22 protein-coding genes and 2 pseudogenes are annotated in these 23,841 nt (G+C 70.4%); 15 read left to right on the top strand and 9 right to left on the bottom strand.

What is annotated here, in order from left to right; translation table 11 throughout:
- Positions 1-162: 162 nt before the first annotated feature.
- The 3 genes from kdpB to DRB89_RS00885 all read left to right on the top strand — a co-directional run bounded on the left by kdpB (position 163) and on the right by DRB89_RS00885 (position 4,319).
- Positions 163-2,310 (top strand): potassium-transporting ATPase subunit KdpB, encoded by a 2,148-nt coding sequence (gene kdpB, locus DRB89_RS00895; protein WP_112446480.1) that lies wholly within the window; start codon positions 163-165, stop codon positions 2,308-2,310.
- A gap of 276 nt (positions 2,311-2,586) precedes the next feature.
- Positions 2,587-3,393, top strand: a complete 807-nt coding sequence (locus tag DRB89_RS00890) for an SDR family NAD(P)-dependent oxidoreductase (protein WP_112446481.1) — start codon at positions 2,587-2,589, stop codon at positions 3,391-3,393.
- 140 nt (positions 3,394-3,533) lie between these two features.
- On the top strand, positions 3,534-4,319 hold the full coding sequence (locus DRB89_RS00885; protein WP_112446482.1) for a GNAT family N-acetyltransferase: 786 nt from the start codon (positions 3,534-3,536) through the stop codon (positions 4,317-4,319).
- Positions 4,320-4,356: 37 nt separating this feature from the next.
- Here the strand turns inward: DRB89_RS00885 and DRB89_RS44095 are convergent, their stop codons facing one another.
- A complete protein-coding gene (locus tag DRB89_RS44095) occupies positions 4,357-4,617 on the bottom strand; it encodes a TSUP family transporter (RefSeq protein ID WP_239515956.1) in 261 nt (86 codons plus the stop codon).
- 232 nt (positions 4,618-4,849) lie between these two features.
- On the opposite strand from DRB89_RS44095, the pseudogene DRB89_RS44090 reads away from it, so the two are divergent.
- Positions 4,850-5,017: pseudogene (locus DRB89_RS44090) on the top strand (response regulator); the annotation flags it as partial.
- Positions 5,018-5,263: 246 nt separating this feature from the next.
- Here DRB89_RS44090 and DRB89_RS00870 read toward each other — a convergent pair.
- Positions 5,264-6,070: an SDR family NAD(P)-dependent oxidoreductase gene (locus DRB89_RS00870; protein ID WP_112463179.1), complete on the bottom strand. Its 807-nt coding sequence runs from the start codon at positions 6,068-6,070 to the stop codon at positions 5,264-5,266.
- A gap of 1,351 nt (positions 6,071-7,421) precedes the next feature.
- Between DRB89_RS00870 and DRB89_RS44085 the strand changes: the two genes are divergently transcribed.
- The 4 genes from DRB89_RS44085 to DRB89_RS42625 all read left to right on the top strand — a co-directional run bounded on the left by DRB89_RS44085 (position 7,422) and on the right by DRB89_RS42625 (position 10,262).
- Positions 7,422-7,568 (top strand): hypothetical protein, encoded by a 147-nt coding sequence (locus tag DRB89_RS44085; protein ID WP_239515955.1) that lies wholly within the window; start codon positions 7,422-7,424, stop codon positions 7,566-7,568.
- A gap of 57 nt (positions 7,569-7,625) precedes the next feature.
- Positions 7,626-7,916 carry a YnfA family protein gene (locus DRB89_RS00860; protein ID WP_112446484.1) on the top strand — a complete coding sequence of 97 codons (291 nt, stop codon included), beginning with the start codon at positions 7,626-7,628 and terminating at the stop codon, positions 7,914-7,916.
- A gap of 165 nt (positions 7,917-8,081) precedes the next feature.
- Positions 8,082-10,019 carry an APC family permease gene (locus DRB89_RS00855; protein WP_112446485.1) on the top strand — a complete coding sequence of 646 codons (1,938 nt, stop codon included), beginning with the start codon at positions 8,082-8,084 and terminating at the stop codon, positions 10,017-10,019.
- Positions 10,020-10,088: 69 nt separating this feature from the next.
- On the top strand, positions 10,089-10,262 hold the full coding sequence (locus tag DRB89_RS42625; protein WP_162688391.1) for a hypothetical protein: 174 nt from the start codon (positions 10,089-10,091) through the stop codon (positions 10,260-10,262).
- Positions 10,263-10,404: 142 nt separating this feature from the next.
- Here the strand turns inward: DRB89_RS42625 and DRB89_RS00850 are convergent, their stop codons facing one another.
- Positions 10,405-10,692, bottom strand: a complete 288-nt coding sequence (locus DRB89_RS00850; RefSeq protein ID WP_112446486.1) for a hypothetical protein — start codon at positions 10,690-10,692, stop codon at positions 10,405-10,407.
- Positions 10,693-10,698: 6 nt separating this feature from the next.
- Here DRB89_RS00850 and DRB89_RS44080 point away from each other — a divergent pair.
- From DRB89_RS44080 to DRB89_RS00840, 3 genes and pseudogenes are all read left to right on the top strand, one after another.
- A pseudogene (locus DRB89_RS44080) lies at positions 10,699-10,893 on the top strand (MerR family DNA-binding transcriptional regulator); the annotation flags it as partial.
- Positions 10,894-11,015: 122 nt separating this feature from the next.
- Positions 11,016-11,348 (top strand): MerR family transcriptional regulator, encoded by a 333-nt coding sequence (locus DRB89_RS44075; RefSeq protein ID WP_239515954.1) that lies wholly within the window; start codon positions 11,016-11,018, stop codon positions 11,346-11,348.
- A gap of 135 nt (positions 11,349-11,483) precedes the next feature.
- A complete protein-coding gene (locus tag DRB89_RS00840) occupies positions 11,484-11,948 on the top strand; it encodes a transposase (protein ID WP_112446487.1) in 465 nt (154 codons plus the stop codon).
- 214 nt (positions 11,949-12,162) lie between these two features.
- Here DRB89_RS00840 and DRB89_RS00835 read toward each other — a convergent pair whose 3' ends face one another.
- Both DRB89_RS00835 and DRB89_RS00830 read right to left on the bottom strand, forming a co-directional pair.
- Positions 12,163-12,738 carry a DUF5994 family protein gene (locus DRB89_RS00835; RefSeq protein WP_112446488.1) on the bottom strand — a complete coding sequence of 192 codons (576 nt, stop codon included), beginning with the start codon at positions 12,736-12,738 and terminating at the stop codon, positions 12,163-12,165.
- Between the two features lie 170 nt (positions 12,739-12,908).
- Positions 12,909-13,580 (bottom strand): CBS domain-containing protein, encoded by a 672-nt coding sequence (locus tag DRB89_RS00830; protein WP_112446489.1) that lies wholly within the window; start codon positions 13,578-13,580, stop codon positions 12,909-12,911.
- A gap of 228 nt (positions 13,581-13,808) precedes the next feature.
- Between DRB89_RS00830 and DRB89_RS00825 the strand changes: the two genes are divergently transcribed.
- Positions 13,809-14,897: an alcohol dehydrogenase catalytic domain-containing protein gene (locus tag DRB89_RS00825; RefSeq protein ID WP_112446490.1), complete on the top strand. Its 1,089-nt coding sequence runs from the start codon at positions 13,809-13,811 to the stop codon at positions 14,895-14,897.
- 486 nt (positions 14,898-15,383) lie between these two features.
- Here DRB89_RS00825 and DRB89_RS00815 read toward each other — a convergent pair whose 3' ends face one another.
- Entirely contained in the window at positions 15,384-16,013 is a 630-nt protein-coding gene (locus DRB89_RS00815; protein ID WP_112446491.1) for a CBS domain-containing protein, read from the bottom strand.
- Positions 16,014-16,279: 266 nt separating this feature from the next.
- Here DRB89_RS00815 and DRB89_RS00810 point away from each other — a divergent pair, with 266 nt between their 5' ends.
- The 3 genes from DRB89_RS00810 (at position 16,280) to DRB89_RS00800 (ending at position 19,931) form a co-directional block, all read left to right on the top strand.
- Positions 16,280-17,188, top strand: a complete 909-nt coding sequence (locus DRB89_RS00810) for a universal stress protein (RefSeq protein ID WP_112446492.1) — start codon at positions 16,280-16,282, stop codon at positions 17,186-17,188.
- Positions 17,185-18,048, top strand: a complete 864-nt coding sequence (locus DRB89_RS00805) for a universal stress protein (protein ID WP_112446493.1) — start codon at positions 17,185-17,187, stop codon at positions 18,046-18,048. Before DRB89_RS00810 ends, DRB89_RS00805 begins: the two co-directional genes overlap by 4 nt.
- Positions 18,049-18,215: 167 nt before the next feature.
- Positions 18,216-19,931 (top strand): GAF domain-containing sensor histidine kinase, encoded by a 1,716-nt coding sequence (locus tag DRB89_RS00800; protein ID WP_112453151.1) that lies wholly within the window; start codon positions 18,216-18,218, stop codon positions 19,929-19,931.
- Between the two features lie 9 nt (positions 19,932-19,940).
- On the opposite strand, the gene DRB89_RS00795 is transcribed toward DRB89_RS00800, so the two are convergent.
- The 3 genes from DRB89_RS00795 to DRB89_RS00785 form a co-directional block, all read right to left on the bottom strand.
- Positions 19,941-20,630: a response regulator transcription factor gene (locus DRB89_RS00795; protein WP_112446494.1), complete on the bottom strand. Its 690-nt coding sequence runs from the start codon at positions 20,628-20,630 to the stop codon at positions 19,941-19,943.
- A 44-nt stretch (positions 20,631-20,674) separates the two neighbouring features.
- A complete protein-coding gene (locus DRB89_RS00790; protein WP_112446495.1) occupies positions 20,675-21,160 on the bottom strand; it encodes a cyclic nucleotide-binding domain-containing protein in 486 nt (161 codons plus the stop codon).
- Between the two features lie 117 nt (positions 21,161-21,277).
- A complete protein-coding gene (locus DRB89_RS00785; protein ID WP_112446496.1) occupies positions 21,278-23,641 on the bottom strand; it encodes a phosphoketolase family protein in 2,364 nt (787 codons plus the stop codon).
- Between the last annotated feature and the right edge of the window lie 200 nt (positions 23,642-23,841).

Below are 23,841 nucleotides of genomic sequence, written 5' to 3'. Positions count from 1 at the left end.
GAGCAGGGCCGATGGCGTCTCGACGGCCGGTAGGTTCCTGCTCGTTCCACCGCCGGGGATCCCAACGTCACGCGACGAGCCGGAGGGGGTCCCACAAGGGACGGATCCCCCGGCGGTGCGCATCTCGTTCCGGCTGAGCCGATCCCACCAGAAGGTCTCTCCATGCCTCCCGCCGCCACCCGGCAGGTACCTCCCGTCCCGTCCCCGTCACAGGCGCCGGTCAATCGGCCGCCCAGAAGACGCCCGGCCGGGCCGCCCCTGCTGGAGTCGATACGGCCGGCGGCCTCGTTCCGCGAGGCCGTACGCAAGCTCCATCCCCGTGAACTGGTCCGTAAGCCGGTGCTGTTCGTGGTGGCCATCGGATCCGTGCTGACCACGCTGTCGGCGCTCATCCACCCGTCCGTCTTCACCTGGGTGATCAGTGTCTGGCTCTGGCTGACGGTGATCTTCGCCAACTTCGCCGAGGCCGTCGCCGAAGGCCGCGGCCGGGCCCAGGCCGAGTCGCTGCGCAAGGCCCGTACGGACACCGTCGCGCTGCGGCTGCGGCACTGGACCTACGGCATGAACCTGCGGCAGGCCGAGACGGAGGCCGTTGCCCCGAGCGAGCTACAGCCCCTGGACGTCGTACTGGTGGAGGCGGGGGAGCTGATCCCGGCCGACGGCGACGTCATCGACGGCGCCGCGGCCGTCGACGAATCCGCCGTCACCGGCGAATCGGCGGCGGTGATCCGGGAGTCCGGTGGTGACCGTTCGAGCGTCACGGGCGGCACCACCGTGCTCTCCGACTCGCTCGTCGTGCGCGTCACCTCTCGCCCGGGGCAGAGCTTCATGGACCGGATGATCGCTCTGGTCGAGGGCGCGTCCCGGCAGAAGACCCCGAACGAGATCGCGCTCAACATCCTGCTGGCCGCTCTCACGGTCATCTTCATCCTGGTCGTCATCTCGCTGCAGCCGATGGCCTCCTACGCGGGCGCCGCCCAGACGACCACCGTCCTGGTGGCCCTCCTCGTCACCCTCATCCCGACGACCATCGGCGCCTTGCTCTCGGCGATCGGCATCGCGGGCATGGACCGCCTGGTCCAGCGCAACGTCGTCGCGATGAGCGGGCGGGCGGTCGAGGCCGCCGGTGACGTGAACACCCTGCTCCTCGACAAGACCGGCACCATCACCCTCGGAAACCGCGAGGCGGCCTCCTTCATCCCGCTTCCCGGCATCGACCACATCAAGCTCGCGGACGCCGCCCAGCTGGCCTCGCTGTCCGACGAGACCCCCGAAGGCCGGTCCGTCGTCGCCCTGGCCCAGCAGTACGGGCTGCAGGCCGTTGCCGAGGAGGACCTGAGCAACCCGCGCTTCCAGGCGTTCAGCGCCCGTACGCGCATGAGCGGGATCAACCTGAGCTGGGAGAACGGCGCCGGCTGCGCCATCCGCAAGGGCGCGGCGGCCCAGGTGGCCGAATGGGTGACGTTGCGCGGCGGAACCGTACCGGCGGAGGCCCTGGACTGGTCCAACGGGGTCTCGGCTTCCGGCGGAACGCCGCTCCTGGTGGCCGTCCACGACTGGGACGGCCCGCGGGTACTCGGGATCATCCACCTCAAGGACGTCGTCAAGGAGGGGATCCGGGAGCGCTTCGCGGAGCTGCGCGCCATGGGGATCCGCACGGTCATGGTGACCGGCGACAACCCGCTGACCGCCAAGGCCATCGCACAGGAGGCCGGGGTCGACGAGTACCTCGCCGAGGCGACACCCGAGGACAAGCTCGCGCTCATCAAGCGGGAGCAGGAGGGCGGCAAGCTCGTCGCGATGACGGGCGACGGCACGAACGACGCACCTGCGCTGGCCCAAGCGGACGTTGGCGTCGCGATGAACACGGGTACCTCGGCCGCCAAGGAGGCCGGGAACATGGTGGACCTGGACTCCAACCCCACCAAGCTCATCGAGATCGTCGAGATCGGCAAGCAACTCCTGATCACACGAGGAGCGTTGACGACGTTCTCGATCACGAACGACGTCGCGAAGTACTTCGCGATCATCCCGGCGATGTTCACCGCGGCTTACCCGGGGTTGGAGGCCCTCAACATCATGGGGCTGCACAGCCCCACCTCCGCCATCACCTCGGCGATCATCTTCAACGCCCTGATCATCATCGCCCTGATCCCGCTCGCCCTGCGCGGAGTCCGCTACAGGCCGGCCTCCGCGCACGACCTGCTGCGCCGCAACCTCGCTGTCTACGGCCTCGGCGGTCTGATCCTGCCGTTCGTCGGCATCAAGCTCATCGACCTCCTGGTGTCCACGATCCCCGGGCTCGGGTGAGATCCGTCAAGACCTCATCAGAGGGCCGTCAGGACGCTTGAGGCCCCGGCCGCAGGCCAGTTGGATGGATGACGTGAACATCGGTCTGCTCCACGACGACCGGCCGCCGCATCCGGCGTAGCCCGGTACGCAACCCGTTCGCCTTCTCGTGCGCCAGAGCCCGTTGCCGGCCGCGCACGCCCCCCGCCCGTATCAAAACGGGACCCACCGCACGGTCATGGCCACGGCCCGGACCTCCGGGCCGCTCGCGGCCGTGCCTTTCCCCTGGAACCACTCATGTCTTCATTCCTGTCCGGCCGCACCATCATGGTCACCGGCGCCACTTCCGGCATCGGCTACGAGACGGCACGCCGGCTCGCCGAGTGCGGCGCAACCGTCCTCCTGCACGGCCGCACCCCGGAAGAGGCCCGGGCAGCGGTGAAGCGACTCATCGCCACCGCCGACGTCGACGCGGAACTCCTGCGGCCGTGCGCAGCGGACTTCGCGCACCTCGACGAGGTCGAGAGGCTCGCCATCCGGGTCATCACCGGTCACCCGCACCTCGACGTCCTGGTCAACAACGCCGCTGTCGCCGCCCCCGAGCGTCACACCATCACGCCCGACGGCAACGAGCTGACCTTCCAAGTCAACTTCCTCGCCCACTACCTGCTGACGAACCTGCTCGAACCGGCACTCACCAGCGGCACGGGCGGCCGGGTCGTCAACGTCTCCTCCTCGATGCACCGCACCGCGTCGATCGCGTGGAACGACCCCAACCGGACCCGCCGTTACGCGCCCCTCGCCGCTTACGCCCAGTCGCAGCTCGCGCTCACCGTCTTCGCCGCCGACCCCCGCGTCACCGCCGTCTCCGTCAATCCGGGGGTCTGCGAGACCACGCTGAGGCCGCTGTACGGACACGAGGGCGCGACGCCCGCCGAGGGTGCCGCACACGTCGTGCGGCTGTGCGACCCGGCCGTCGAGATCGTCAACGGCGCCTACTACGACCGCGGCGAGCGGATGGAGCCCGCCGTCGGCGCGACCGAGGAGCGCACGGTCAAGCGGCTGAACAAGCTCGCCGACCTGCTCGTAGGGCACGCCGCCTGACCGGGCCTGCGTACCGCTCCGACCACGGCCGCAAGGCCGACCGGCGCTGACGCCCACCAGCGCCGGTCCCCGCGGGGGCGGCCCACTGCCCCGGGTCGTCCCCGCCCCTCTTTCTCTCTCTGACCTAGGCGGCAACCGTCGTGATCGAGCTCCTTCCGTCCCGTCTGCCCGCCCTGGCCCGTTGGTTCCCCGGCGGGGCGCCCGGCGTCGCGGCGCTCCCCGAGCACGTCATTGCCACCGGCAACGGCCGCTGGTGGGCTGACCGTTCCATGAACCCGAGGGCCGTCGCGGTCTCCAGCGGGGACCACGTCCTGCTGCGCGGGGACCCGAGCGGGCTGACTCCCGAGGCTCTCGCTCCGTTCGCGGGCGGCTACGTCGAAGCCCCGGCCCGTTTCCTGCCGGTCCTCGGCGGCGCCTTCCGCCGTGTCGACCCGTGGGAGCGCCTGGTCTACGTACACCAGGCGCCCGCCATGCCGGCCCGCCCGGCGCGCGGCATCACGGTGCGCCGGCTGACCCCCAAGGACGCTCCGGCCCTCGTCGCCCTTGGCCCGGAAGCGGCCTGGATACACAAGACCTGGGGCAGCCCGGAGCAGCTTGCCGCCTCCGGCCTCGCCTGGGGTGCCTTCCACCGGAGCCAGGTCCTCTCGCTGGCCTGTACCTACTTCCTGGGCGGCCAGTACGAGGACGTCGCAGCCCTGGCCGACCCCGGCCACCGCCGGCAACACCTCGCACTCGCCTGCGTCACCGCCCTGTGCCAGGACGTCGCCGCCCGCGGCCGCACACCGAGCTGGACCTGCTCCCGCGACAACCGCCCCAGCCGGCTCCTCGCCTGGTCGGCGGGGTTCCGCCTGACGCGCGAGTACGTGCACTACGCGACCGGCCCCGCCCGCTGGCTGACGCCTGCCACGCAGACAGAGGCGGCGTGAGTGCGTACGGGAACTCCTGCCCCTCCCGCAGGCAAACTCAGTTGTGACGGGCGAGCTTGATCGCGGAGACGAGCAGGATCAAGGCCAGCACGGGGATGAGTACCAGGTCCGGGAACACACCCAGGAGGACCCCGCCCAGCACCGCGCCGACGACCGATCCTGCGGCCATGATCATGGTGAAGCGGACGTTCGCGCCGAGCACGGCGAAGCTTCCGTCACGGCTGTATCGGGCGAAGGCCACGAGCATGGTCGGCAGGGACGCGAGCAGGGAGAGACTTCCCGCGGTCTTGATGTCCACACCGAACAGCAGCACGCATCAGGGCGGCCAGCACCTTGTAGAGGGTGGAGCTGCGCATGCGTACCGCCCAGGTCGCTCCGGCCCAGGCGCCCAGCAGGCTCCCGGCCAGCAGGTTGACCGCGACCGGCCGGCGTGCGGCAGGATTCGTCCGGATCTCTGAGCTCGGGCTTCGACTCCGGCCGTGATCGAGTCGGGCTCTCCGCAGGACGTACGACAGGGAGGCGGCACGCCGGTGACTCGGGTGCTGGTGGTGGATGACGAACCGCAGCTGGTGCGGTCGCTGGTCATCCATCTGAAGGCGCGCAAGTACGACGTGGAATCCGCGAGGGACGGGGGCCAGGCTTCGCAGGTTGCCGCGGTCCGGCGGCCGGACGTGGTCCTGCTCGACCTCGGACCACCGGGGCCGGCTCGTCAGCCACCCCGGCATGGGGTACCGCTTCGAGGCGTGAGCGAGGCGGAGCCGCAGGGGCCCGGGGTCGGGCGCCCTGACCGGGCATCGGACAGGGAGATGGGGCGACCCCTGTGAACAGGGCCGCCCCGTGGGAGTCGGTTGCCGGTCAGCAGCAGGGTTTGCTGCCGTGGTTGGAGCCCTTCCTGCGGCGGGACCTCTTCTTGCGGGCGCGCTTGGACATGTCGGGTGATCCCTTCAGGCGGTGTGGCCGACGAGGAGGTCGGCGAGCTTGTTGAGGCGCTTGATCGTGCGGCCGTCGGTGGCTGCCGCGGCCGGGGCGACGCGCTCGTCGCGGTCGTAGTAGGCGCCGTTGACGATCTCGGTGGCCGGGTCGCAGAGCATGACGACGTGCGCCGCGCCCTCAGAGGCGGAGTCGCCCTCGTTTCCGTAGAGGGGGAGCAGGCCGGTCTCGCAGATCCCGGGGTGGACGTACACTGCGGTGACGCGCGGGTCGGCGGCGAAGACGGTCAGCGCCAGTTGCGACTGTGCGTACGCGGCGAGGCGCGAGTACCGGCGGATGCGCTGCGGGTCGTTCCACTGGATGGCGGCGGTGCGGTGGAGCGAGGAGGAGACGTTGACGACCCGGCCTCCCGGATCGCTGGTGAGAGCGGCTCCGAGGAGTTCCGTCAGGAGGTAGTGGGCGAGGAAGTTGACCTGGAAGGCGATCTCGTTGCCGTCGGGGGTGAGGGTGTGGGGCGCGGGTGCGGCGATGGCCGCGTTGTTGACCAGGACGTCGAGGCGCGGGTGTTCGCGTGCTACGGCGTGGGCCAGGTTCTCGACCTCCTCCAGGCGGGCGAAGTCGGCGGCGAGCGGGCGCACGAGGCTGCCGCTCACGCTGGAGGTGGCGATGAGCCGGTCGGTGGCCGCCCGGGCCTCCTCGGCGGTGCGGCCGTGCAGGAGGACGACCGCGCCGCGTTCGGCGAGTTGGCGGGCGGTCTCGTAGCCGATGCCGGAAGTGGCGCCGGTGACGAGGACGGTACGTCCGGACAGGGATGAAGGCATGTCGGATTCCTGGAAACGGGCATGGCTGACGTGCCCGGCGCCCCGGCAGAAGGCAGGGCGTGGGCTCAGATCATGCGGCGAGGGTGAGGACGCGTACGGAGCTTCGACCAGCGTCGTTCAAGAGGCTGGTGGCAGGTACGCGGAGGACGCGCGGCCGATGTATCAGAAGGCCGGGCGGACAGCGGGCGCCGTCGGCTGCACCTGATTCGGTGGCCGATCGTCGTAGTGCGGACCGCTGTTCATGACCCCATCCCAGCGCATGGGGGATGCGGCGGCAAGATCCTCGGCTGGTTTTGACGGCCTTCTGACGTACGTCGGGTGACGCCACCGCAGCCGTCCTCGTGCAGGTCATCAGGGCCGCGTCAAGATCGGCGATCGTGCGCAAGGAACGTGTCAGGAAGTGCCCGCGAGTCCGCCGGCCGGGCACAGACTGGTGTCGCGACGGAACCGGAGGACGGGCCGGTGGCACGCGGCTGGCGGGCGGTGGCCTGAACACCGCCGAGGAAGCGCATGGTCCCACCGTGGGGGTAGGGGCCGATGCGACCGCGTGCCGGTCAGCCGTCGCACAACACAAGGGCCGTCCGGCCTCCGGTGGGGGATACGGAGGCCGGACGGCTCGCGTGTTCTCGGCCGGCGGGCGGGCCCCGCAGGTCGCCGGCCACCAAGCCGGTGCCTCCCACCCCGGCTTCGGCCAGGCTTGGACGAGTTTCGTCAGGGCGGTGTCAATTCCCCGTATGAGCCCTTGAGCGCAGCCCCACAGGAGCAGTTTGATGAATGACACGGACCTGGGGCAGCGCCACGAGGACCAGCCGCCGCATCTGGCGCTGCCGACCACGTGCCGCGCTGTCCTCCGGGCGCTCCGGCGCCGGTAGAGACCCGGCGGCCGGCCGTGCCGGCCACCGGCCGCCCGCAGGTCCCTCTCCATCTGCTCACCACGGCCGTTCCAGACCGGTCGGCGCTGATCCACACTCCGCCGGCTCCGGCCTCCGTCCGGGCCGCCCCCGCCCGTCTGTTTCCCGCTGGCGCACCGCGGCGTCGACCGCTCCACGCGCTACCGCATCCTCGCCGCACACGACGAGGCCGCCGCGACCAGGTCCGGGGCCCCTCTGCGCCACGCTCTTGACTTTCGGGGCAGCCAAGCACCTCGGACTGCCCCTGGAAGAGATCGTCGAACTCCTCGCGGTGTGGCAGGCCGGGGCCGGCAAGGACGTGAAGGCGGACCTGCGACCGCGGCTCGCCGCCCGCCTGGCCGAGGCCGAGACCCGCGCCGCGCGAGGTGGTCGAAGGCGCCGTAGGGACCGCCGTCCCCGATGGCCTCCGGTTCACCCTGCCCGCCGAGCGGACCGCCTCGGTGGCAGCGCTCGCCGCCGCCGAGCAGCAGTGCTGCCCCTTCTTCGACTTCCGCCTCCACCTCGACGGCAAGGTGCTGCACCTGGAGGTCCGCGCCTCCGCCGACGGCACCATCCTGCTCACCGAGCTGTTCGGCCCGGGTGCCTGACCGGCGCCCCGCCGCCTTTTCTCTCCCGTTCCGTTCTCTGCCAGGAAGACCTCTGCCGTGCTCGTCGCCCGCTCCCTCGCCCTGTTCGCCCTCGCCGCTCTGTTCGAGATCGGAGGCGCTTGGCTGGTCTGGCAGGGCGTCCGCGAACACAAGGGCTGGATCTGGATCGGCGCCGGCGTCATCGCCCTCGGCCGCATCCTCGCCGCGTACGGCGGCATCCTCGTCGCCGGGTCGATCGCCTGGGGCATGGTCGCCGACGGCTACCGCCCCGACCGCTACGACGTGATCGGCGCCCCGGTCTGCCTCGCCGGGATGGCCGTCATCGTGTACGCGCCCCGGAGCCACTGACCGAACTCTGCGTCGCTCTGACATCCGCTACTCCATCGGGAGGGTGCGCGTTAAGGACGCGTCAGGATTGGCTCAAGTGCGGGCATAAGTGATCAGGCTGCGTACGCTTGCTCAGCCGTCGAGGTCGATGGCTGATTCTTTGCCGTACGACAGGAGCCCACCACGATGGCCACCCCTGCCCGCACGTCGCGCCTGAGGGCGTGGATGCTGGAAGGCTTGACCGCGCAGACCAGTTCGCCCGCCGCCAAGGAGGCGGCGGCCCAGCCGCACGGCCGCCCGTGGTGGCGGGTCATGTGCCTGACGGGTCTGGACTACTTCTCCACCCTCGGCTACCAACCAGGCATCGCGGCGCTCGCGGCCGGCCTGCTGTCGCCGCTGGCGACCATCGTGCTCGTCCTGCTCACCCTCTTCGGCGCCCTTCCCGTCTACCGGAGGGTGGCCGAGGAGAGCCCGAACGGCGAAGGCTCCATCGCCATGCTGGAACGGCTGCTGACGTTCTGGAAGGGGAAGCTGTTCGTCCTGACCCTGCTCGGGTTCGCGGCGACCGACTTCCTCATCACCATCACCCTGTCGGCGGCCGACGCGACCGCGCACTTGGTGGAGAACCCGCACCTCACGAGCACCTTGCACGGCCACGAAGTACTGATCACCATGATCATGATCGCGCTGCTCGGGGCCGTGTTCCTCAAGGGGTTCAGCGAGGCCATCGGCGTCGCCGTGGTCCTGGTGGCCGTCTACCTCGGCCTGAACATCGTGGTCGTGGCCGTCGGCCTGTGGAACGTGATGACCGAACCGCACGTCATCACCGACTGGTCGGACGCGCTGACCACCGAACACGGCAACCCCTTCATGATGATCGCCATCGCGCTCATCGTGTTTCCGAAGCTCGCGCTCGGCCTCTCCGGGTTCGAGACCGGTGTGGCGGTCATGCCGCACGTCAAGGGCGATCCCGAAGACACCGTTGAGAAGCCGGCCGGCCGGATCCGCGGGGCGAAGAAGCTGCTGACGACCGCGGCCATCATCATGAGCGTCTTCTTGATCTGCTCCAGCTTCATCACCACACTGCTGATCCCGGCCGAACAGTTCAAGCCGGGCGGCGAGGCCAACGGCCGCGCCCTGGCCTACCTCGCCCACGAGCACCTGGGCTCCGCCTTCGGCACGGTCTACGACATCTCCACGATCCTGATCCTCTGGTTCGCGGGCTCCTCCGCGATGGCGGGCCTGCTCAACCTGATGCCGCGCTACCTGCCCCGCTACGGCATGGCCCCGCACTGGGCGCGCGCCCTGCGGCCGATGGTCATCGTATTCACGCTGGTCGCGTTCCTGGTGACCTGGATCTTCAACGCCGACGTGGACGCGCAGGGCGGTGCGTATGCCACCGGTGTCCTGGTCCTGATCACCTCGGCGGCCGTCGCCGTGACCATCGCCGCCCGCCGGGCCGGCGAGCGCGGCTGGACCATCGGCTTCGCCATCATTTCGGCCGTCTTCATCTACACCACCGCCGTGAACGTCGTCGAGCGCCCCGACGGCGTGAAGATCGGTGCCTGCTTCATCGCGGGCATCATGGCGCTCTCGCTGCTGTCCCGCCTCGCCCGCGTCTTCGAGCTGCGCGTCACCGACGTGGAACTGGACGACATGGCGGCCCGCTTCATCCGCGACACCGCCAACCGCACCATCCGGTTCATCGCCAACGAGCCGGACAACCGGGACAAGGCCGAGTACCGCGAGAAGGTCGAGCAGATCAGAGCGGACAACGACATCCCGCCCGGCGACGACGTCATGTTCGTCGAGGTCACCATCCTGGACGCATCCGAGTTCGAATCCGGCATGCGGGTACGCGGCGAAGTGCTCCACGACCGCTACCGCGTCCTGACCCTGGAGGGCTCCAGCATCCCCAACGCGCTGGCCGCCCTCCTCCTCCACGTACGCGACGAGACCGGCCAACGCCCGCACATCTACTTCGAGTGGACCGAGGGCAACCCGATGGCCAACTTCCTCCGCTTCTTCCTCTTCGGCCAGGGCGAGGTCGCCCCGGTCACCCGAGAAGTCATCCGCGAGGCCGAACCCGACCGCACCCGCCGCCCGCACGTTCACGCCGGCTGACGTCAGGAAACCGACAGGAATCCCGCCGGATCCTCGCTTCCGCGAGGATCCGGCGGGATTCTCACAGCTGTGACCATTGACTGGCGTCCCGACCGCGGTATCCGCCGGACCGTACTCGTCCTCGGGGCGGCCGGCCTGACCCTCATCGCCACCGGCGCCGTCCTCGACGTCCTGTGGCTGCTTGGCATCGGTGTCTGGGGAGTGATCGCAGCCATGATGGTCGAGCTCGTCTACCGGCCCTAGCCAGTGCCACATCGGGCAACGTCCGCCCTGTCGACGACGGCGCGTAGGCGCCGGTCGTCGGCGTGGCGGTTTCGCCAGATGCAGCCGCGAGCCGCCCCCGATGGCCGAGGCCTGGAGCGCGCTGCGGCGACCGGCCGGTTCCTCAATCCCGATGCCGTCCGGTCGGTGCCTTCAGCAGCCGGTCCAGCTCCTTCCCGGCCGCGTCGTACCCGGCGTCGGAGATCCGTTGCAGCTCGCGCAGGTCGCCGGTCGCGGCCGCGCGTCGAGTGAGCAGGAAGCCGGCGTGCATGCATCCCTCATCCAGCAGCTCGCTCAGCTCCCCGAGGTCGTCGGCCGCGTCGGCGAGGTCGGCCAGCCGATCCAAAGCGGTCTCGTTGCCCCCATCGGCAAGCTCGCGCAGGGTCTCCCGATCGATATTCGTGTCCGTCATGACGCCATGCTGCAACCTTGCCCCAGGGGCAAGGTCAAGTGGGGCGATGGCCGTGTGATCACCATCGGGCAGCTGGCCAAGTACGTCGGAGTGTCGATCAAGACCATCCGCGTCTATCACGACAAGGGCCTGCTCCCCGAGCCCGACCGCGACGCATCCGGATACCGCCGGTACGGCGCGAACGACGCCATCAACCTGATCAAGATCCGGACGCTCGCCGAAACCGGCATCCCCCTGGCCCGCATCCGGGACCTGAGATCAGCAACGGACGAGGAGTTCCAGCAGGCGCTGGACGAGATCGACGACGAACTAAACGCCCGCACTTGCAACGCGACTTGTGGATCCTCGTGTTCGCCACCCACCCGGACCGCGCGATCACCCTGTTCCACGAGCAAGCCGAGATCCTGGCCGACCCCGCCCTACGGCAGCTCTTCCTCGAATACGACCACTCCTATGACCTCGACGCCGACGATCCCCGCATCGACGACCTCGCCCGCCGGATCGCCGAGGCGCATCGGGAACGCTACGGACCCGACGAGCTGCCCGAGTTGGACACCGCCTCCGAGATCCCCGCCCTCATCCAGGGCACGGTCAACGCCTCGTCCCCGGCATGGCAACGACTCGACGCACTCATTCGCGCACAACTGGGCGCGTGACCCGACGTGTACGGACACAGGATCCCGGTGCGTGCCGAGATCGGTCGACGCGCCGCGAACTACAGGCCGAGCGTTGCCCGATGCGGCACTATGGGTTGTCCCGTAACTGCTGGTCACGGGTGAGATGATCTTGGTGTGGCTGGTGTGATCACGGCGTCGGAGCCGTCCTGGATAGCCCCGTTCACCGGGCCGAGCCCGCGCTGTTTCGGGAAGCTGGTGACCGTGTTGCGGCGCGAGGGCACGGATGCGGTCCGCAAGGGCCGGCCGTGGAGCCTTCCGCTGGAGGACCGGGCACTGCTGGTCGCGGCGTACTGGCGGACGAACTTGACGATGCGACAGCTCGCCCCGCTGTTCGGGGCCGACGGCGGCTATCCCGGCACCGGACTCCTCATGCCACACCGCCGGCGCAAAGGCGAAGACCTGCCCGACTGGAAGCAGGAACACAACACGTCCCACAAGCAGGTCCGTGCACGCGTCGAGCACGTCTTCGCCCGCATGAAGACCTGGAGGATCCTCCGCGACTGCCGCCTCAAAGGCGACGGCGTCCACCACGCCATGCTCGGCATCGCCCGACTGCACAACCTCGCCCTCGCCGGATAGGCCAGCGGATCACACCACGACTGACCCTGCCCAGGACGACCCGAAGATCATTTACGGGACAACCCTTAGTCGTACCAGGTGGCGGTCATGTCCCCTGGCGTGGTGTAGCGGCGGGCAGCTGTTCTCTGCCCTGGGTGGTCAGCAACATGTCGCGGTGAGCCCGGCACCCGCGCTGGGCGAGGCGGATGCCGAGGCCAACCGGCAGCTGACCGGCTCACCACCAAGCGCCTGCGGACAGGGGGCCGACCGGTTGCCTGGCAGGGAACCCCATGGGGGACATGCACGCTCCGCCTTCGCCCTCCCAGGCGTCTTCCCGGTTCCGGACGTCGGGCCTTCGGCCGATGACGGTTTCGGCGGCGATCAGCGCGCCGGCGGTCAGCACGCTGCCGGGGACGGAGGCGGCCGCCATCAGGCGGGCCGCGGCGGCGGGTGCGGTATGGGGCGGGACGACGAGGAGGTCCCAGCGGCCGATGGTGTAGGAGAGCAGGATCAGCTTGTCGGGGTCCTGCTCGGTGAACCAACCCACGTGAACCGTACGCCCGTCCACGGGAACCGTGTGCGGGATGACGGGCCAGCGGTCGGGGTTCACGATGACGCGGGTGATGCGCCCCCAGGTCTCGTCCAAGGCGGCGAGGAGAAGGGGCAGCTCGGCTGCGAGGTCACGGGAGCGGGGCCACCAGGCGCCGTCCAGCTGCCCGCCGAGGGCGGTCTTCGGCGTGAGCACGAGGCGAGCGGGGCGAGGAGGCGCGAGGAGCGGGGCAGGTGTGGTGGGTTCCAGGGCGACGGTCATGGTGGAGACCTGTCCCCGGGCCGCCCGCAGATTCGACGGCCCGGCGTATTGATCGCCGGAAACGACACCTGAGTTGTATCCGGTGCGCGAAATACTCCCGGTATCTCCACCGTACTCCGGTACGGAGATCAGAAGGGGTTCTGACCAGGTATTTCGGCTGAGGCGGAGGTTCATGCCCCGGCCGTCTGGGCGGCTGACGCGGTCAGGGCGCAGTTGACGTCGACCACGCCTTCCACGGCGCGTGCGAGACGTGCTGCCACCGGAATGAGCGATGCGTCGAGGATGCCGCCGCAGAGGGTGACCACGCCGTGGTGGACATCGACCCGCACCCGGTGCTGTGCGAGCGGGAACAGTCGGCCGACCACCTCGCGCCTTATCTCGTCCGCCAGTTCACCGTCCGTCCGTAGGAACACCTTGAGCAGATCGGTGCGGCTGACGATGCCCCGGAGAGTGCCGGCCGGGTCGACGACCAGCAGTCGTTTGATGTGGCGTTCCGCCATGAGCCGGGCCGCCTGGGCCAGGGTGGTGTCGGGCGGAACCATGACGGCGGGGGTCGTCATCAGGTCCTTGGCCAGGGTCGATCCGGCCTTCAGCGTGTCGCCCAGCCGCCGCATCTGCTCGATGAGCCCGGGGTCGTGATCGCGGAACTCCTCCTTCGGAAGCAGATCGGCTTCCGAGACCACACCGATGACCTTGCTCGCGCCCTCGCCTTCGACGACCGGCACGGCTGTCACTTTCCACTGGTTCATGACGGCAACGATCTCCTTGAACTCGGCGAGGGGCGTGACGCTGACGACGACTCTCGTCATCACGTCGCGGACGAGATGCGGACTGGAGGTCATGGCGTGGTCCTCGATGAGAAGGCGAACATTTCGCGGGCTGTCATGGAGATCGGCGGCCGTCGTCCGGCGGAGAAGGCCCCGTCATCCACCCTCACACCTCCACGGCACGGGCCGAACGGGCCTGTCAGGCCCCGGTGCGGGACCGTCCGGCCCTGTCCGTGAAACGAGAGCCGGGGACAGCATGAGGTGACCTTTGCCGGAGCACGGGAGACAAAGAGAGGTGGCGTCATGAGGGCACTCGTCTTTGAGGGGCCGGGGCGCACCGCGTGGCAGGACGTGCCGGATCCGGGCATCAAGGATCCCGGCGACGTGATCGTGCGCGTCGACGCGGTGAGCATCTGCGGTACCGACCTGCACATCGTCAAGGGGGACCTGCCCGAGGTGGTTCCGGGGCGGGTGCTCGGTCACGAGGCCGTGGGCACGGTGGTGGAGAGCGGCGGTGATGTCCGCTCGGTGCGGCCCGGTGACCGGGTGCTCGTCTCGTGCATCTCCTCGTGCGGCCGGTGCCGGTTCTGCCGTGAGAGCCGCTACGGACAGTGCCGCGGGGGCGGCGGGTGGGTGCTCGGCCACAGCATTGACGGCACCCAGGCCGAGTACGTCCGCGTCCCGTTCGCCGACCTTTCGGTGTACCCGCTGCCGAGCACGGTCGACAGCGCTGAGGCCGTGCTGCTCGCGGACATCTTCCCCACCGCTTACGAGGTGGGCGTGCTGAACGGCAACGTGCGGCCCGGGGACACCGTCGTCGTGGTCGGCGCCGGACCCGTGGGACTCGCGGCCATCGCCACGGCCCGGCTGTACTCGCCGGCCCGCGTCATCGCCGTGGACCTCGCGCCGTCCCGGCTGGCGAAGGCGCGTGAGTTGGGCGCGGACGCGGTCGTGAACGCTGCCGAGGAGCCGGAGCAGCTCGTGGGTGACCTGACCGACGGTCTCGGCGCGGACGTCGTCATGGAGGCCGTCGGCGTGCCCGAGACCTTCGAGATGTGCACCCGGATGGTCCGCCCGGGCGGCCGGGTCGCGAACATCGGCGTCCACGGCCGGCCCGCGACCCTGCACCTCGAAGACCTGTGGATCAAGGACGTCACCTTCACCACCGGGCTCGTGGACACCTGCTCCACGCCGATGCTGCTGCGCATGCTGGCGGCCGGACGGCTGCCGACCTCGTCGCTGATCAGCCATCGTTTCGGGCTGGGACAGATGGAGGAGGCGTACGAGGTGTTCTCCCGCGCCGGTGAGACGGGTGCGCTGAAGGTCGTGCTGGGCGGGCCGCGCCACGATGACCTGGCCGTGTCGAACCCGTCGCGCGTCCTGGAGACCTGACGGCGCCGGTGCGCCACGTCGCCGGTGGCTGTTCCGTTGGGCAGGGGCGGGGCGGGGATCTTCGCGGCGAGCTCCGCCACGGGTGGCGCCTGGACCGCGGCGGCCGCAGTGGCGGCGGTGGCGGCGGTGGCGGCCGGCGAGGAAGGCGCCGAGTTCGCCGATGGTGCTCATGAGCGGTGCGGGGAAGACCACGGTGGTGTTCTTGTCGACGCCGACCTCCACGAGGCTCTGCAGGTTGCGCAGTTGCAGGGCGAGGGGGTGGGCCATCATCGTGTCGGGGGCGTCGCCGAGTGCGGTGGCGGTCATCGACTCGCCCTCCGCGTTGATGATCTTGTCCCTCTTCTCCCGTTCGGCCTCGGCCTGGCGGGCCATCGCGCGCTTCACGGGGCTCGGCACGGTTGCGACCGGGTGCGGCGAGCCTGCCTCGCTTCCATGCTCGCGCGGTGCGGGTGGGGCGGGCAGGGGCCGAACGGTCCACATCCTGAGTCAGCGGGGAACGTCTTCGGTGCCGCGGTCCGGCGGAGCGGTGCGGGTGCGGGTGTCGTCGGAGTGGGCCGTGAGCCGGTCGATGACCGTGACCACGCCGTCCAACTGTCCGGCGAGCCGGAGCGCGACGGGAATCTGGCTGCTCCTGGCGAGTCGGCCGTCCAGGGTGACGACCCCGTCCACTACGCGCACGCTCACGGCGTCGGCGCCGATGTCCATCGTGTCCGCGAGCACCTCCTCGACCAGCACGCGGTGTATCTCGTGGTCCGGGCGGAGGAACACGCGCAGCAGGTCCCGACGGGTCACGATGCCGACCAGCCGGTCCTCCTCGTCGACGACCGGGAGCCGCGTCACGCCCCGCCGGGTGATGAGGCGCGCGGCCTCGGTGACCGTCTGTTCGGCGTGGACCGTGACGGCCGGCTCGGTCATCACGTCTCGAGCGGTGAGGTGGTCTTGGATGAGCAGATCGGTCCGCGAAATGACCCCGATGACACGCTCGTCCCCGTCCACGACCGGCACTCCGCTGATGTCGTGGTCAATGAGCAGCGCGGCCACGTCGTCGGACGGAGTGCGCCCGACGACCGAGATGACCTCGTCGGTCATGAGGAAGCCGACTTTGGCGTGCTTCATCTGCGGCCCTCCTGTCGGCCTCGGCCAGTGAGCGCACCGTGTGGAGCACCCTCACCAGCCACCATCCGCCGCGTACGCCCGCAGTGCGAGGGCCGAACGGGCCCTCTGCCAGGACTGACCGGTCCAGGCGGTGTGCGGTCGGTGAATCGATGGGTGACGGGCAAGGGACCTTCGGTCCCATGACTGCCCCCTGCGGCCCATTCCTCGCGCCGGTCCGGGTGACAGTGTGAAAGCACCCCCGACGCCGTTCCACGGAGGAGGAAGCCATGCAAGGCGCCACCCCATACCGTCCGGACCTCGGCTCGGTCGTCGTCGGTGTCGACGGATCGAGCACCGCGCTGACAGCGGCATTGTGGGCCGCCGCCGAGGCGTCCCGACGCAACAGCACCCTTCACATCTTCTACGCGGGCGATACCGCCGACCGGATCTCCTACCTGTCGGCTCAGATCATCGAACGCGTCCACGCGGAGGGCCGTGACCTGTTGGAGGTTACGGCCGCTACGGTCTCGGAGCGATTCCCGACCCTCCACGTCACTACGGAGTACAGCCGCCGGGACCCCGTCTCCGGTCTGCACCGGGTGGCGGCGAAGTACGGCACCACGGTGGTCGGTCACCGCGGGACGGGCGGCTTCGAGTCGCTGATGCTGGGTTCGGTCGGGCTGAGGCTCACAGCGGGCGCCACGACCCCCGTCATCGTGGTGCGCGGCGGCGAGGACCTCGCCGAGAACGGCGTGGTCCTGGCCGCGGTGCGAGACGAGTACGACCTCGAATGCGCGCGCTATGCCGCCCGCGAAGCAGAGCTGCGCAAGGCAACGCTGCGCCTGCTGACCGTGTGGAACATCCTTCAGTACGCCGGAACCGTCGTCACCATGCTCGACGACGTCGACGAACTCACCAGCCGCCATGTCCGCAGTCTGGAGTCCGTCGCCGACCGCGTACGCGAGGAGTTCCCCGCGTTGACCGTGAACGCCGATGCCGAGAAGAGCGTGTCGGTGGCCGCGGTCCTGGTCGAGGCATCACGCCGTGCGGACCTGCTCGTCATGGGAGGACGGCGATCGCCCGGGTACTTCGGGCCCGCCCTGGGACGTACCGCGCACAGTCTCCTGCACCACTCGCACTGCCCCGTGGAGCTCATTCCGCGGCACGACGAGGAGCAGGGGAGCAACGCGTCATGACGGACATCGCGGAAGGACGGGACATCGCGGTGGGGATCGACCCCGCCGGCGGGTGGCGCCTGCCCCTCGCCTGGGCAGCCGACGAGGCACACCGCCGCAATGTACGCCTCCGTCTCGTCCTGGCCGTGCCCTCTCCTCACGACACCGAGCGCATCGTCGACGACACCGCGCAGCACAATGCCGTACGCCAGGCCAGCTCGGAGGCCCTCGCAGAAGCCGCGGCCTGGGCACGCGAGCGCCACCCCGGGACGGAACTGGCCACCGCCCTGCGCGACGGCTACCCGGCACCCGTGCTCTGCGGGACGTCCAGACACGCACGCATGGTCGTCCTCGGTTCCCGGCACCTGACCCGGCCCGAGGAGATCTTCAGCGGCTGCTCCGTCGTGCTGCCCGTCACCGCACAGGCCCACTGCCCCGTCGTCGTGGTGCGAGGCCCCGAACGCACCGCCCAGACACCGGCCCATATCGTCGTCGGGGTCGACGGCGGCGAGTCGTCGAAGACGGCCATGGCCTTGGCGTTCCAGGAGGCCGCGCTTCACGGCTGCGAGCTGCACGCGATCTCGGTGTGGCAGCCGCCCGTCTTCTCCTTCCAGAACGAGACGGCGGCTGTGGGGGCCCAGCGCCGCATGCTGACCGAGGTAGCCGCAGGTGGGGCACAGGAGTACCCGGACGCGAAGCTCACCCACGAGGTGCTGACCGGACACCCGGTGGAGCGCCTCGCCGAGGCGGCCGAGCACGCCCTGGCCCTGATCGTGGGCCGACGCGGCAAGGGCGGCTACACGGGCCTCCGGCTCGGATCGGTCGTCCACGGGCTGCTCCACCGTGCGCACTGCCCCGTCATCACCGTCCCGAGCGGGTGAACGGGCACCGCGAGCTTGCAGGTGGGCAACAGCCCGACCGGATTCGCTACGGTCCGGACCCCTCGTGCCCGTCACCCAGGGTGCCGACCCTGACCGGTCGACGGGCGGGGGACTACGCTGAAGGCCGGGCTGGCGCGCAGAGCCCCTCGATGCCGGCGGAGGTGTCCATGGTCGGGGACGGTCGCGATGCGCCGACGAGCCGGATTCCGCAGCCGAGACTGGACGCGCTCCAGGCAGAGATCAGTGACGCGAGGGGTACCCGTGACCGGCTGAAGGGCCTGCTGGAGGCGGTCATGTCGCTGGGGCAGGAGCTGGACCTGGCCCAGGTGCTGCGCGGGATCGTTGAGGCCGCGGTCGTCCTCGTGGACGCGGAGTACGGCGCGCTGGGCGTGGTGGGAGACGACGAGAAACTCGCCGAATTCCTCCCGGTGGGCATCAGCGACCAGCTCCGGGCGCGGATCGGCACCCTCCCCGCCGGGCACGGACTGCTGGGCGAGCTGATCAGGCACCCGCGGCCATTGCGCCTGGGAGACCTCTCGGAACATGCGGCCTCCGCCGGTTTCCCGGAAAACCACCCTCCGATGCGCTCCTTCCTCGGCGTACCGATCCGGGTCCGGGACGAGGTGTTCGGCAACCTCTACCTGACGGAGAAGCGGGGCGGCACGGACTTCGACGCGGAGGACGAAGGAGTCCTGTCGACCCTCGCGGTCGCCGCGGGAGTGGCCATCGACAACGCCCGTCTGTACGAGGAGGTCCGCCTCCGGGAACGGTGGCAGGCGGCCAGCTCCGACTTCACGAGCGCGCTGCTGTCCGGCTCCTCCGAGATCGAAGTACTGGAAGGCATGCTCGAGCGTGCCCGGGACATCATCTCGGCCGAGATGTGCGTCTTTTACCAGGTGGGGCCCAGCGGCGAGCTGCGCGGCTCGCTGGCCCTGGGGGAAGGCGCCGAAGCGCACCGCGGGATCGTGCTGCCCGGCGGCGAGGGGATTCTGGCCGGGCCCGGCATGGCGCGGGACGGACTCGTCACCTTGGCGGACGTGGCCACCGACACCCGGGTGGCGGCGCAGCCGGACGTCTGGACGGGCTTCGGGCCGGCCGTGGCCGTCACGGTGGGCACCCGGGCGAAGCTACGGGGTGTACTGATGCTGGCGCGGCGTACCGGGCGGCCGACGTTCTCCGCGACCGAGGTGGCGCCCCTGCCCGGCTTCGCGGGCCAGGCGGCCCTGGCTCTGGAGCTGGCCGACCGGCGCCGGGACGGTGAACAGGTGAGCCTGCTCGAGGACCGCGACAGGATCGCCCGCGACCTGCACGATCTCGCGATCCAGCGGCTCTTCGCGACGGGGATGACCCTGCAGAGCGCCCAGCGCTTCGTGGAGCACCCCGAGGCGTCCGAGCGGCTGAGCCGGTCGATCGACGACCTGGACGAGACCATCAAGATCATCCGTACGACCATCTTCGGACTCCGCGACCACGAGACGTCGGGCAGCACGCCGAGACTCCGGGTCCGCGCGGTGCGGGCCGTGGGCGAGGCGGCGGCGCTGCTCGGATTCTCACCCGCCCTGCGCATGGAGGGGCTGATCGACACCGACGTGCCGGCCCCGGTCGCCGACGAGGTGATCGCCGTCCTCGTCGAGGCCCTGACCAATGTGGCCCGGCATGCGCGGGCGGCTCGCGCGGAGGTCGGGATCGTCCTGGCGGAAGGCGTACTCACCGTGACGGTGAGCGACGACGGCGTGGGCGTCGCGGAGGGCGGCCGTCGTAGCGGGCTGCGCAACCTCGCGGAGCGCGCCGAGGCCCACGGGGGCGGACTGTCCCTCTCGCCGCGCCCGGACGGTGACGGGACCCGTCTGGAATGGCGGATCCCGCTCGCTCCTCCCCGGTGAGTACGGGCGTCAGCGACCGGTTTCGTCGCGCTCGCGGACCTCGGCGGCGATCACGGCTGCCTGGACGCGGCGTTCGACCCCGAGCTTGGCGAGCAGCCGGGAGATGTGGTTCTTGACCGTCTTCTCGGACAGGAAGAGCCGCTTGCCGATCTGACGGTTGGTGAGGCCCTCGCCAATGAGCTCCAGCACGGCGCGCTCCCGCTCGGAGAGCACCGTCAACCGCTGGTCTTCCTGAGGTTTCGTGCCGCCCGGATCCCGGAGCGAGCGCATCAGGCGGGCCGTGGTCGCCGGGTCGAGCATCGACTGCCCCGTCGCCACCGTCCGGATGGCGGCGACCAGGTCCGAGCCCTTGATCTGCTTCAGGACGTATCCGGCGGCGCCGGCCATGATGGCGTCGAGCAGGGCGTCCTCGTCGTCGAAGGACGTCAGCATGAGGCAGGCGAGGTCCGGCATGCGCGAGCGCAGCTCACGGCAGACGGTGATGCCGTCGCTGTCGGGCAGCCGGACGTCGAGCACGGCCACGTCCGGCCTGAGCGCGGGCCCCCGGGCCAGGGCCTGGGCGGCCGTCGCCGCCTCGCCCACCACCTCGATGTCGGGCTCGGAGTCCAGCAGGTCGTGCAAGCCGCGCCGGACGACCTCGTGGTCGTCGAGGAGGAACACCCGGATGGGAGCCGGGGCGGCAGTTGGTGCATCGGACATCCACGCCACACCCTCGGGTCGGGATACGTCTCGGGTCGATTGTCTCAGATGTGGCTTCCGCTGCCGTGGGGCGCGTAGAGGTCGAGGAGCCGGATCCGGGAGGAGACGAGCCGGTGGGCGAGCACCTGGCAAACCCACTGCCACATCGCGGAGGCGAGCGCGGGGTCGGCGTCCATCAGCTCGCGCACGGCTGCGGCGTCGAACTCGTCGGTACGGACCGGCGTCATGGCCTCGGCGCCGAAGTGCCAGGTGTAGGGGCGGAACAGCCAGGACCAGCCGACGAGCTCGCCGGGGCCGACGGTCTCGACCACCGCGGCCTGCCGGCCGGGTACGTGCACGTCCATGCCCACGTTCCCCGACCGGATGACCCAGAAGTGGCTGGTGTGCCCGCCTTGGTTGAACAGGCGCGCGCCGGCGGGGAAGTCCGCCTCGTGGGCGAGGGCCAGCAGGCTGCCGCGGTGTTCCGGGGAGAGGGCGTGGTCGAAGCGGTTGGGGGAGGAGGTGAGCCGGTGGGGGGAAGAGGTGCTCATGGCGGTTCTCCGTTCGGGTCCACCTCAACCCTCCGCCGGTGGTGGCCGGCCCGGGAAGGGCCGTTCGGTACCCTCCCGGACCCGGGCGGCCCACCCGTACCACCCCGGGCGCGGCTATCAGTAGGGCCAGGACCAGTCGGCGACCTCCGGCAGGTCGGTTCCGTGGAGGCGGATCCAGTCGTGGTGGCGGATCCGCTGGTCGGTCATGCTCTGGCGCAGGCCCTCGGCGCGGCCGGCGAGCCCGGGGACGCGGTCGATGACGTCCATGACGAGCCGGTAGCGGTCGAGGTCGTTGCGCACGACCATGTCGAAGGGCGTGGTGGTCGTGCCGGACTCCTTGTAGCCGCGGACGTGCAGCTGGGCGTGGCCGGTCCGGCGGTAGGCGAGGCGGTGGATCAGCCACGGGTACCCGTGGTAGGCGAAGATCACGGGCTTGTCGGTGGTGAAGAGGGCGTTGTACTCGGTGTCGGTCATGCCGTGCGGGTGCTCTTCGTGGGGCATCAGCCGAGCGATGTCGACGACGTTGACGACCCGGACGGCCAGCGAGGGGAGGCGTTCGCGAAGCAGGGACACGGCAGCGAGCACCTCCAGGGTGGGCACGTCCCCGGCGCAGGCGAGCACGACGTCCGGCTCGCGGGAGCCGTCGTCGGTTCCCGCCCACTCCCAGACACCGGCGCCGCGCGCCACGTGCGCGCGGGCCTCCCCGATGGGCAGCCAGTCGAAGCAGGGCTGCTTGCCCGCGACGATCACGTTCACCTGGTCGCGGCTGCGCAGGGCGTGATCGGCCACCACGAGGAGGGTGTTGGCGTCCGGCGGCAGGTAAACGCGCACGACGTCCGGGCTCTTGTTGAGGACGTGGTCGACGAATCCGGGGTCCTGGTGGGAGAAGCCGTTGCTGTCCTGGCGCCAGACGTGCGAGGTGAGCAGGTAGTTGAGGGAGGCGACCGGCGCGCGCCAGGACAGCTCGCGGGCGCTCTTGAGCCATTTGATGTGCTGGCCGACCATGGAGTCGACGATGTGGGCGAAGGCTTCGTACGTGGAGAACAGTCCGTGGCGGCCGGTGAGGAGGTACCCCTCCAGCCAGCCCTGGCAGACGTGCTCGGAGAGGATCTCCATGACCCGGCCGTCGCGGGAGAGGTTCTGGTCGGTGGGTTCCGTCATGCCTTGCCAGGCCTTGCCCGTCACCGCGTACAGATCGTCGAGGTGGTTGCTCGCCGTCTCGTCCGGTCCGACGACCCGGAAGTCCCGGCGTCCGGCCGTGGCCCTCATGATCTGGGCGAGGTAGCGGCCCAGGACGCGGGTGGGCTCGTGCAGGGTGCTTCCGGGCTTCTCCACGGGGACGGACCACGCGTCGAGCTCGGGCAGGGGGAGCGAGCGCAGCAGCCGGCCGCCGTTGGCGTACGGGCTCGCGCCCAGGCGGCGCTCGCCCTCCGGTACGCAGGCCAGTACGGCCGGCGCCGGACGGCCCTCGGAGCCGAAGAGCTCCTCGGGCCGGTAGGAGCGCATCCAGCTCTCCAGTTGCTTCAGGTGTTCGGGGTTCTCACGGACCCCGGCGAGCGGCACTTGGTGCGCGCGCCAGGTGCCCTCGACGGGTTGGCCGTCGACGGTCGCGGGCCCGGTCCAGCCCTTGGGGGTCCGAAGGACGATCACCGGCCAGCGTGCGCGCTCGGCGCCCGGATCCGTGCCCGCGGCCCGCGCCGCCCGCTGGATGGCGCGGATGCGGTCGAGGGCCTGGTCCATGGCTCGGGCCATGGCCGGGTGGACGAGGGCGGGGTCACTGCCGGAGACGTAGAGGGGCTCGTGTCCGTAGCCGCGCAGCAGCGTGTCGAGCTCGGCCTCGGGGATCCGTGACAGCACGGTCGGGTTGGCGATCTTGTAGCCGTTGAGGTGGAGGATCGGCAGGACGGCGCCGTCGTGGACCGGGTCCAGGAACTTGTTGGAGTGCCACGACGCGGCCAGCGGCCCCGTCTCCGCCTCGCCGTCGCCGATGACGCAGGCGACGAGCAGGCCGGGATGGTCGAAGGCGGCCCCGTACGCGTGGGCCAGTGAGTAGCCGAGCTCGCCGCCCTCGTGGATGGAGCCGGGCGTTTCCGGCGCCACGTGACTCGGAACGCCGCCGGGGAAGGAGAACTGGCGGAACAGCTTGCGCATCCCGTCCGTGTCGCGGCCGATGTCCGGGTAGACCTCGCTGTACGTGCCCTCCAGCCAGGAGTTGGCGAGGACGGCCGCCCCCCCGTGGCCGGGTCCCCAGACGCACAGGGCCTCCAGCGAACGCTCCTTGATCACCCGGTTCAGGTGGGTGTGGACGAGGTTCAGGCCGGGTGCGGTGCCCCAGTGGCCGAGCAGTCTGGGCTTGATGTGCTCCGGCCGCAGGGGTTCCGTGAGCAGGGGGTTGTCCAGGAGGTAGATCTGGCCGGCGGCCAGATAGTTCGCGGCACGCCAGTGCGCGTCCAGCTCCGCGATCCGGTACGTGGTGGTCATCAGTGCTCCTTCGAACCGCAGGCTGCGGCATGCGTCGGTTGAGCCGATGTCCGAACCGTGCTCCCACGGGGCTGGGGGAGGGAAGGGCAGGAGCGGCCCCTGCATGGGGGCCGGTCGGCCCCTTCTGTGCCGGCGGCCGGGGGCGGAGTGTGGGCAGGCGTACCGGCAGGGCCCGCTGCCCCGGCTGCCATCGGGCCCTG

Origin of the sequence: Streptomyces sp. ICC4, assembly GCF_003287915.1 — a bacterium.
Taxonomy (GTDB): domain Bacteria; phylum Actinomycetota; class Actinomycetes; order Streptomycetales; family Streptomycetaceae; genus Streptomyces; species Streptomyces tritrimontium.
This window is presented reverse-complemented; position numbering and strand designations above follow the sequence as displayed.

Bases quoted from the DNA above. Each gene is read 5' to 3' on its own strand.
- kdpB (WP_112446480.1), top strand. From the start codon at position 163: ATGCCTCCCGCCGCCACCCGGCAGGTACCTCCCGTCCCGTCCCCGTCA.
- DRB89_RS00890 (WP_112446481.1), top strand. From the start codon at position 2,587: ATGTCTTCATTCCTGTCCGGCCGCACCATCATGGTCACCGGCGCCACT.
- DRB89_RS00870 (WP_112463179.1), bottom strand. From the start codon at position 6,070: ATGCCTTCATCCCTGTCCGGACGTACCGTCCTCGTCACCGGCGCCACT.
- DRB89_RS00855 (WP_112446485.1), top strand. From the start codon at position 8,082: ATGGCCACCCCTGCCCGCACGTCGCGCCTGAGGGCGTGGATGCTGGAA.
- DRB89_RS00850 (WP_112446486.1), bottom strand. From the start codon at position 10,692: ATGACGGACACGAATATCGATCGGGAGACCCTGCGCGAGCTTGCCGAT.
- DRB89_RS00835 (WP_112446488.1), bottom strand. From the start codon at position 12,738: ATGACCGTCGCCCTGGAACCCACCACACCTGCCCCGCTCCTCGCGCCT.
- DRB89_RS00830 (WP_112446489.1), bottom strand. From the start codon at position 13,580: ATGACCTCCAGTCCGCATCTCGTCCGCGACGTGATGACGAGAGTCGTC.
- DRB89_RS00825 (WP_112446490.1), top strand. From the start codon at position 13,809: ATGAGGGCACTCGTCTTTGAGGGGCCGGGGCGCACCGCGTGGCAGGAC.
- DRB89_RS00815 (WP_112446491.1), bottom strand. From the start codon at position 16,013: ATGAAGCACGCCAAAGTCGGCTTCCTCATGACCGACGAGGTCATCTCG.
- DRB89_RS00810 (WP_112446492.1), top strand. From the start codon at position 16,280: ATGCAAGGCGCCACCCCATACCGTCCGGACCTCGGCTCGGTCGTCGTC.
- DRB89_RS00805 (WP_112446493.1), top strand. From the start codon at position 17,185: ATGACGGACATCGCGGAAGGACGGGACATCGCGGTGGGGATCGACCCC.
- DRB89_RS00800 (WP_112453151.1), top strand. From the start codon at position 18,216: ATGGTCGGGGACGGTCGCGATGCGCCGACGAGCCGGATTCCGCAGCCG.
- DRB89_RS00795 (WP_112446494.1), bottom strand. From the start codon at position 20,630: ATGTCCGATGCACCAACTGCCGCCCCGGCTCCCATCCGGGTGTTCCTC.
- DRB89_RS00790 (WP_112446495.1), bottom strand. From the start codon at position 21,160: ATGAGCACCTCTTCCCCCCACCGGCTCACCTCCTCCCCCAACCGCTTC.
- DRB89_RS00785 (WP_112446496.1), bottom strand. From the start codon at position 23,641: ATGACCACCACGTACCGGATCGCGGAGCTGGACGCGCACTGGCGTGCC.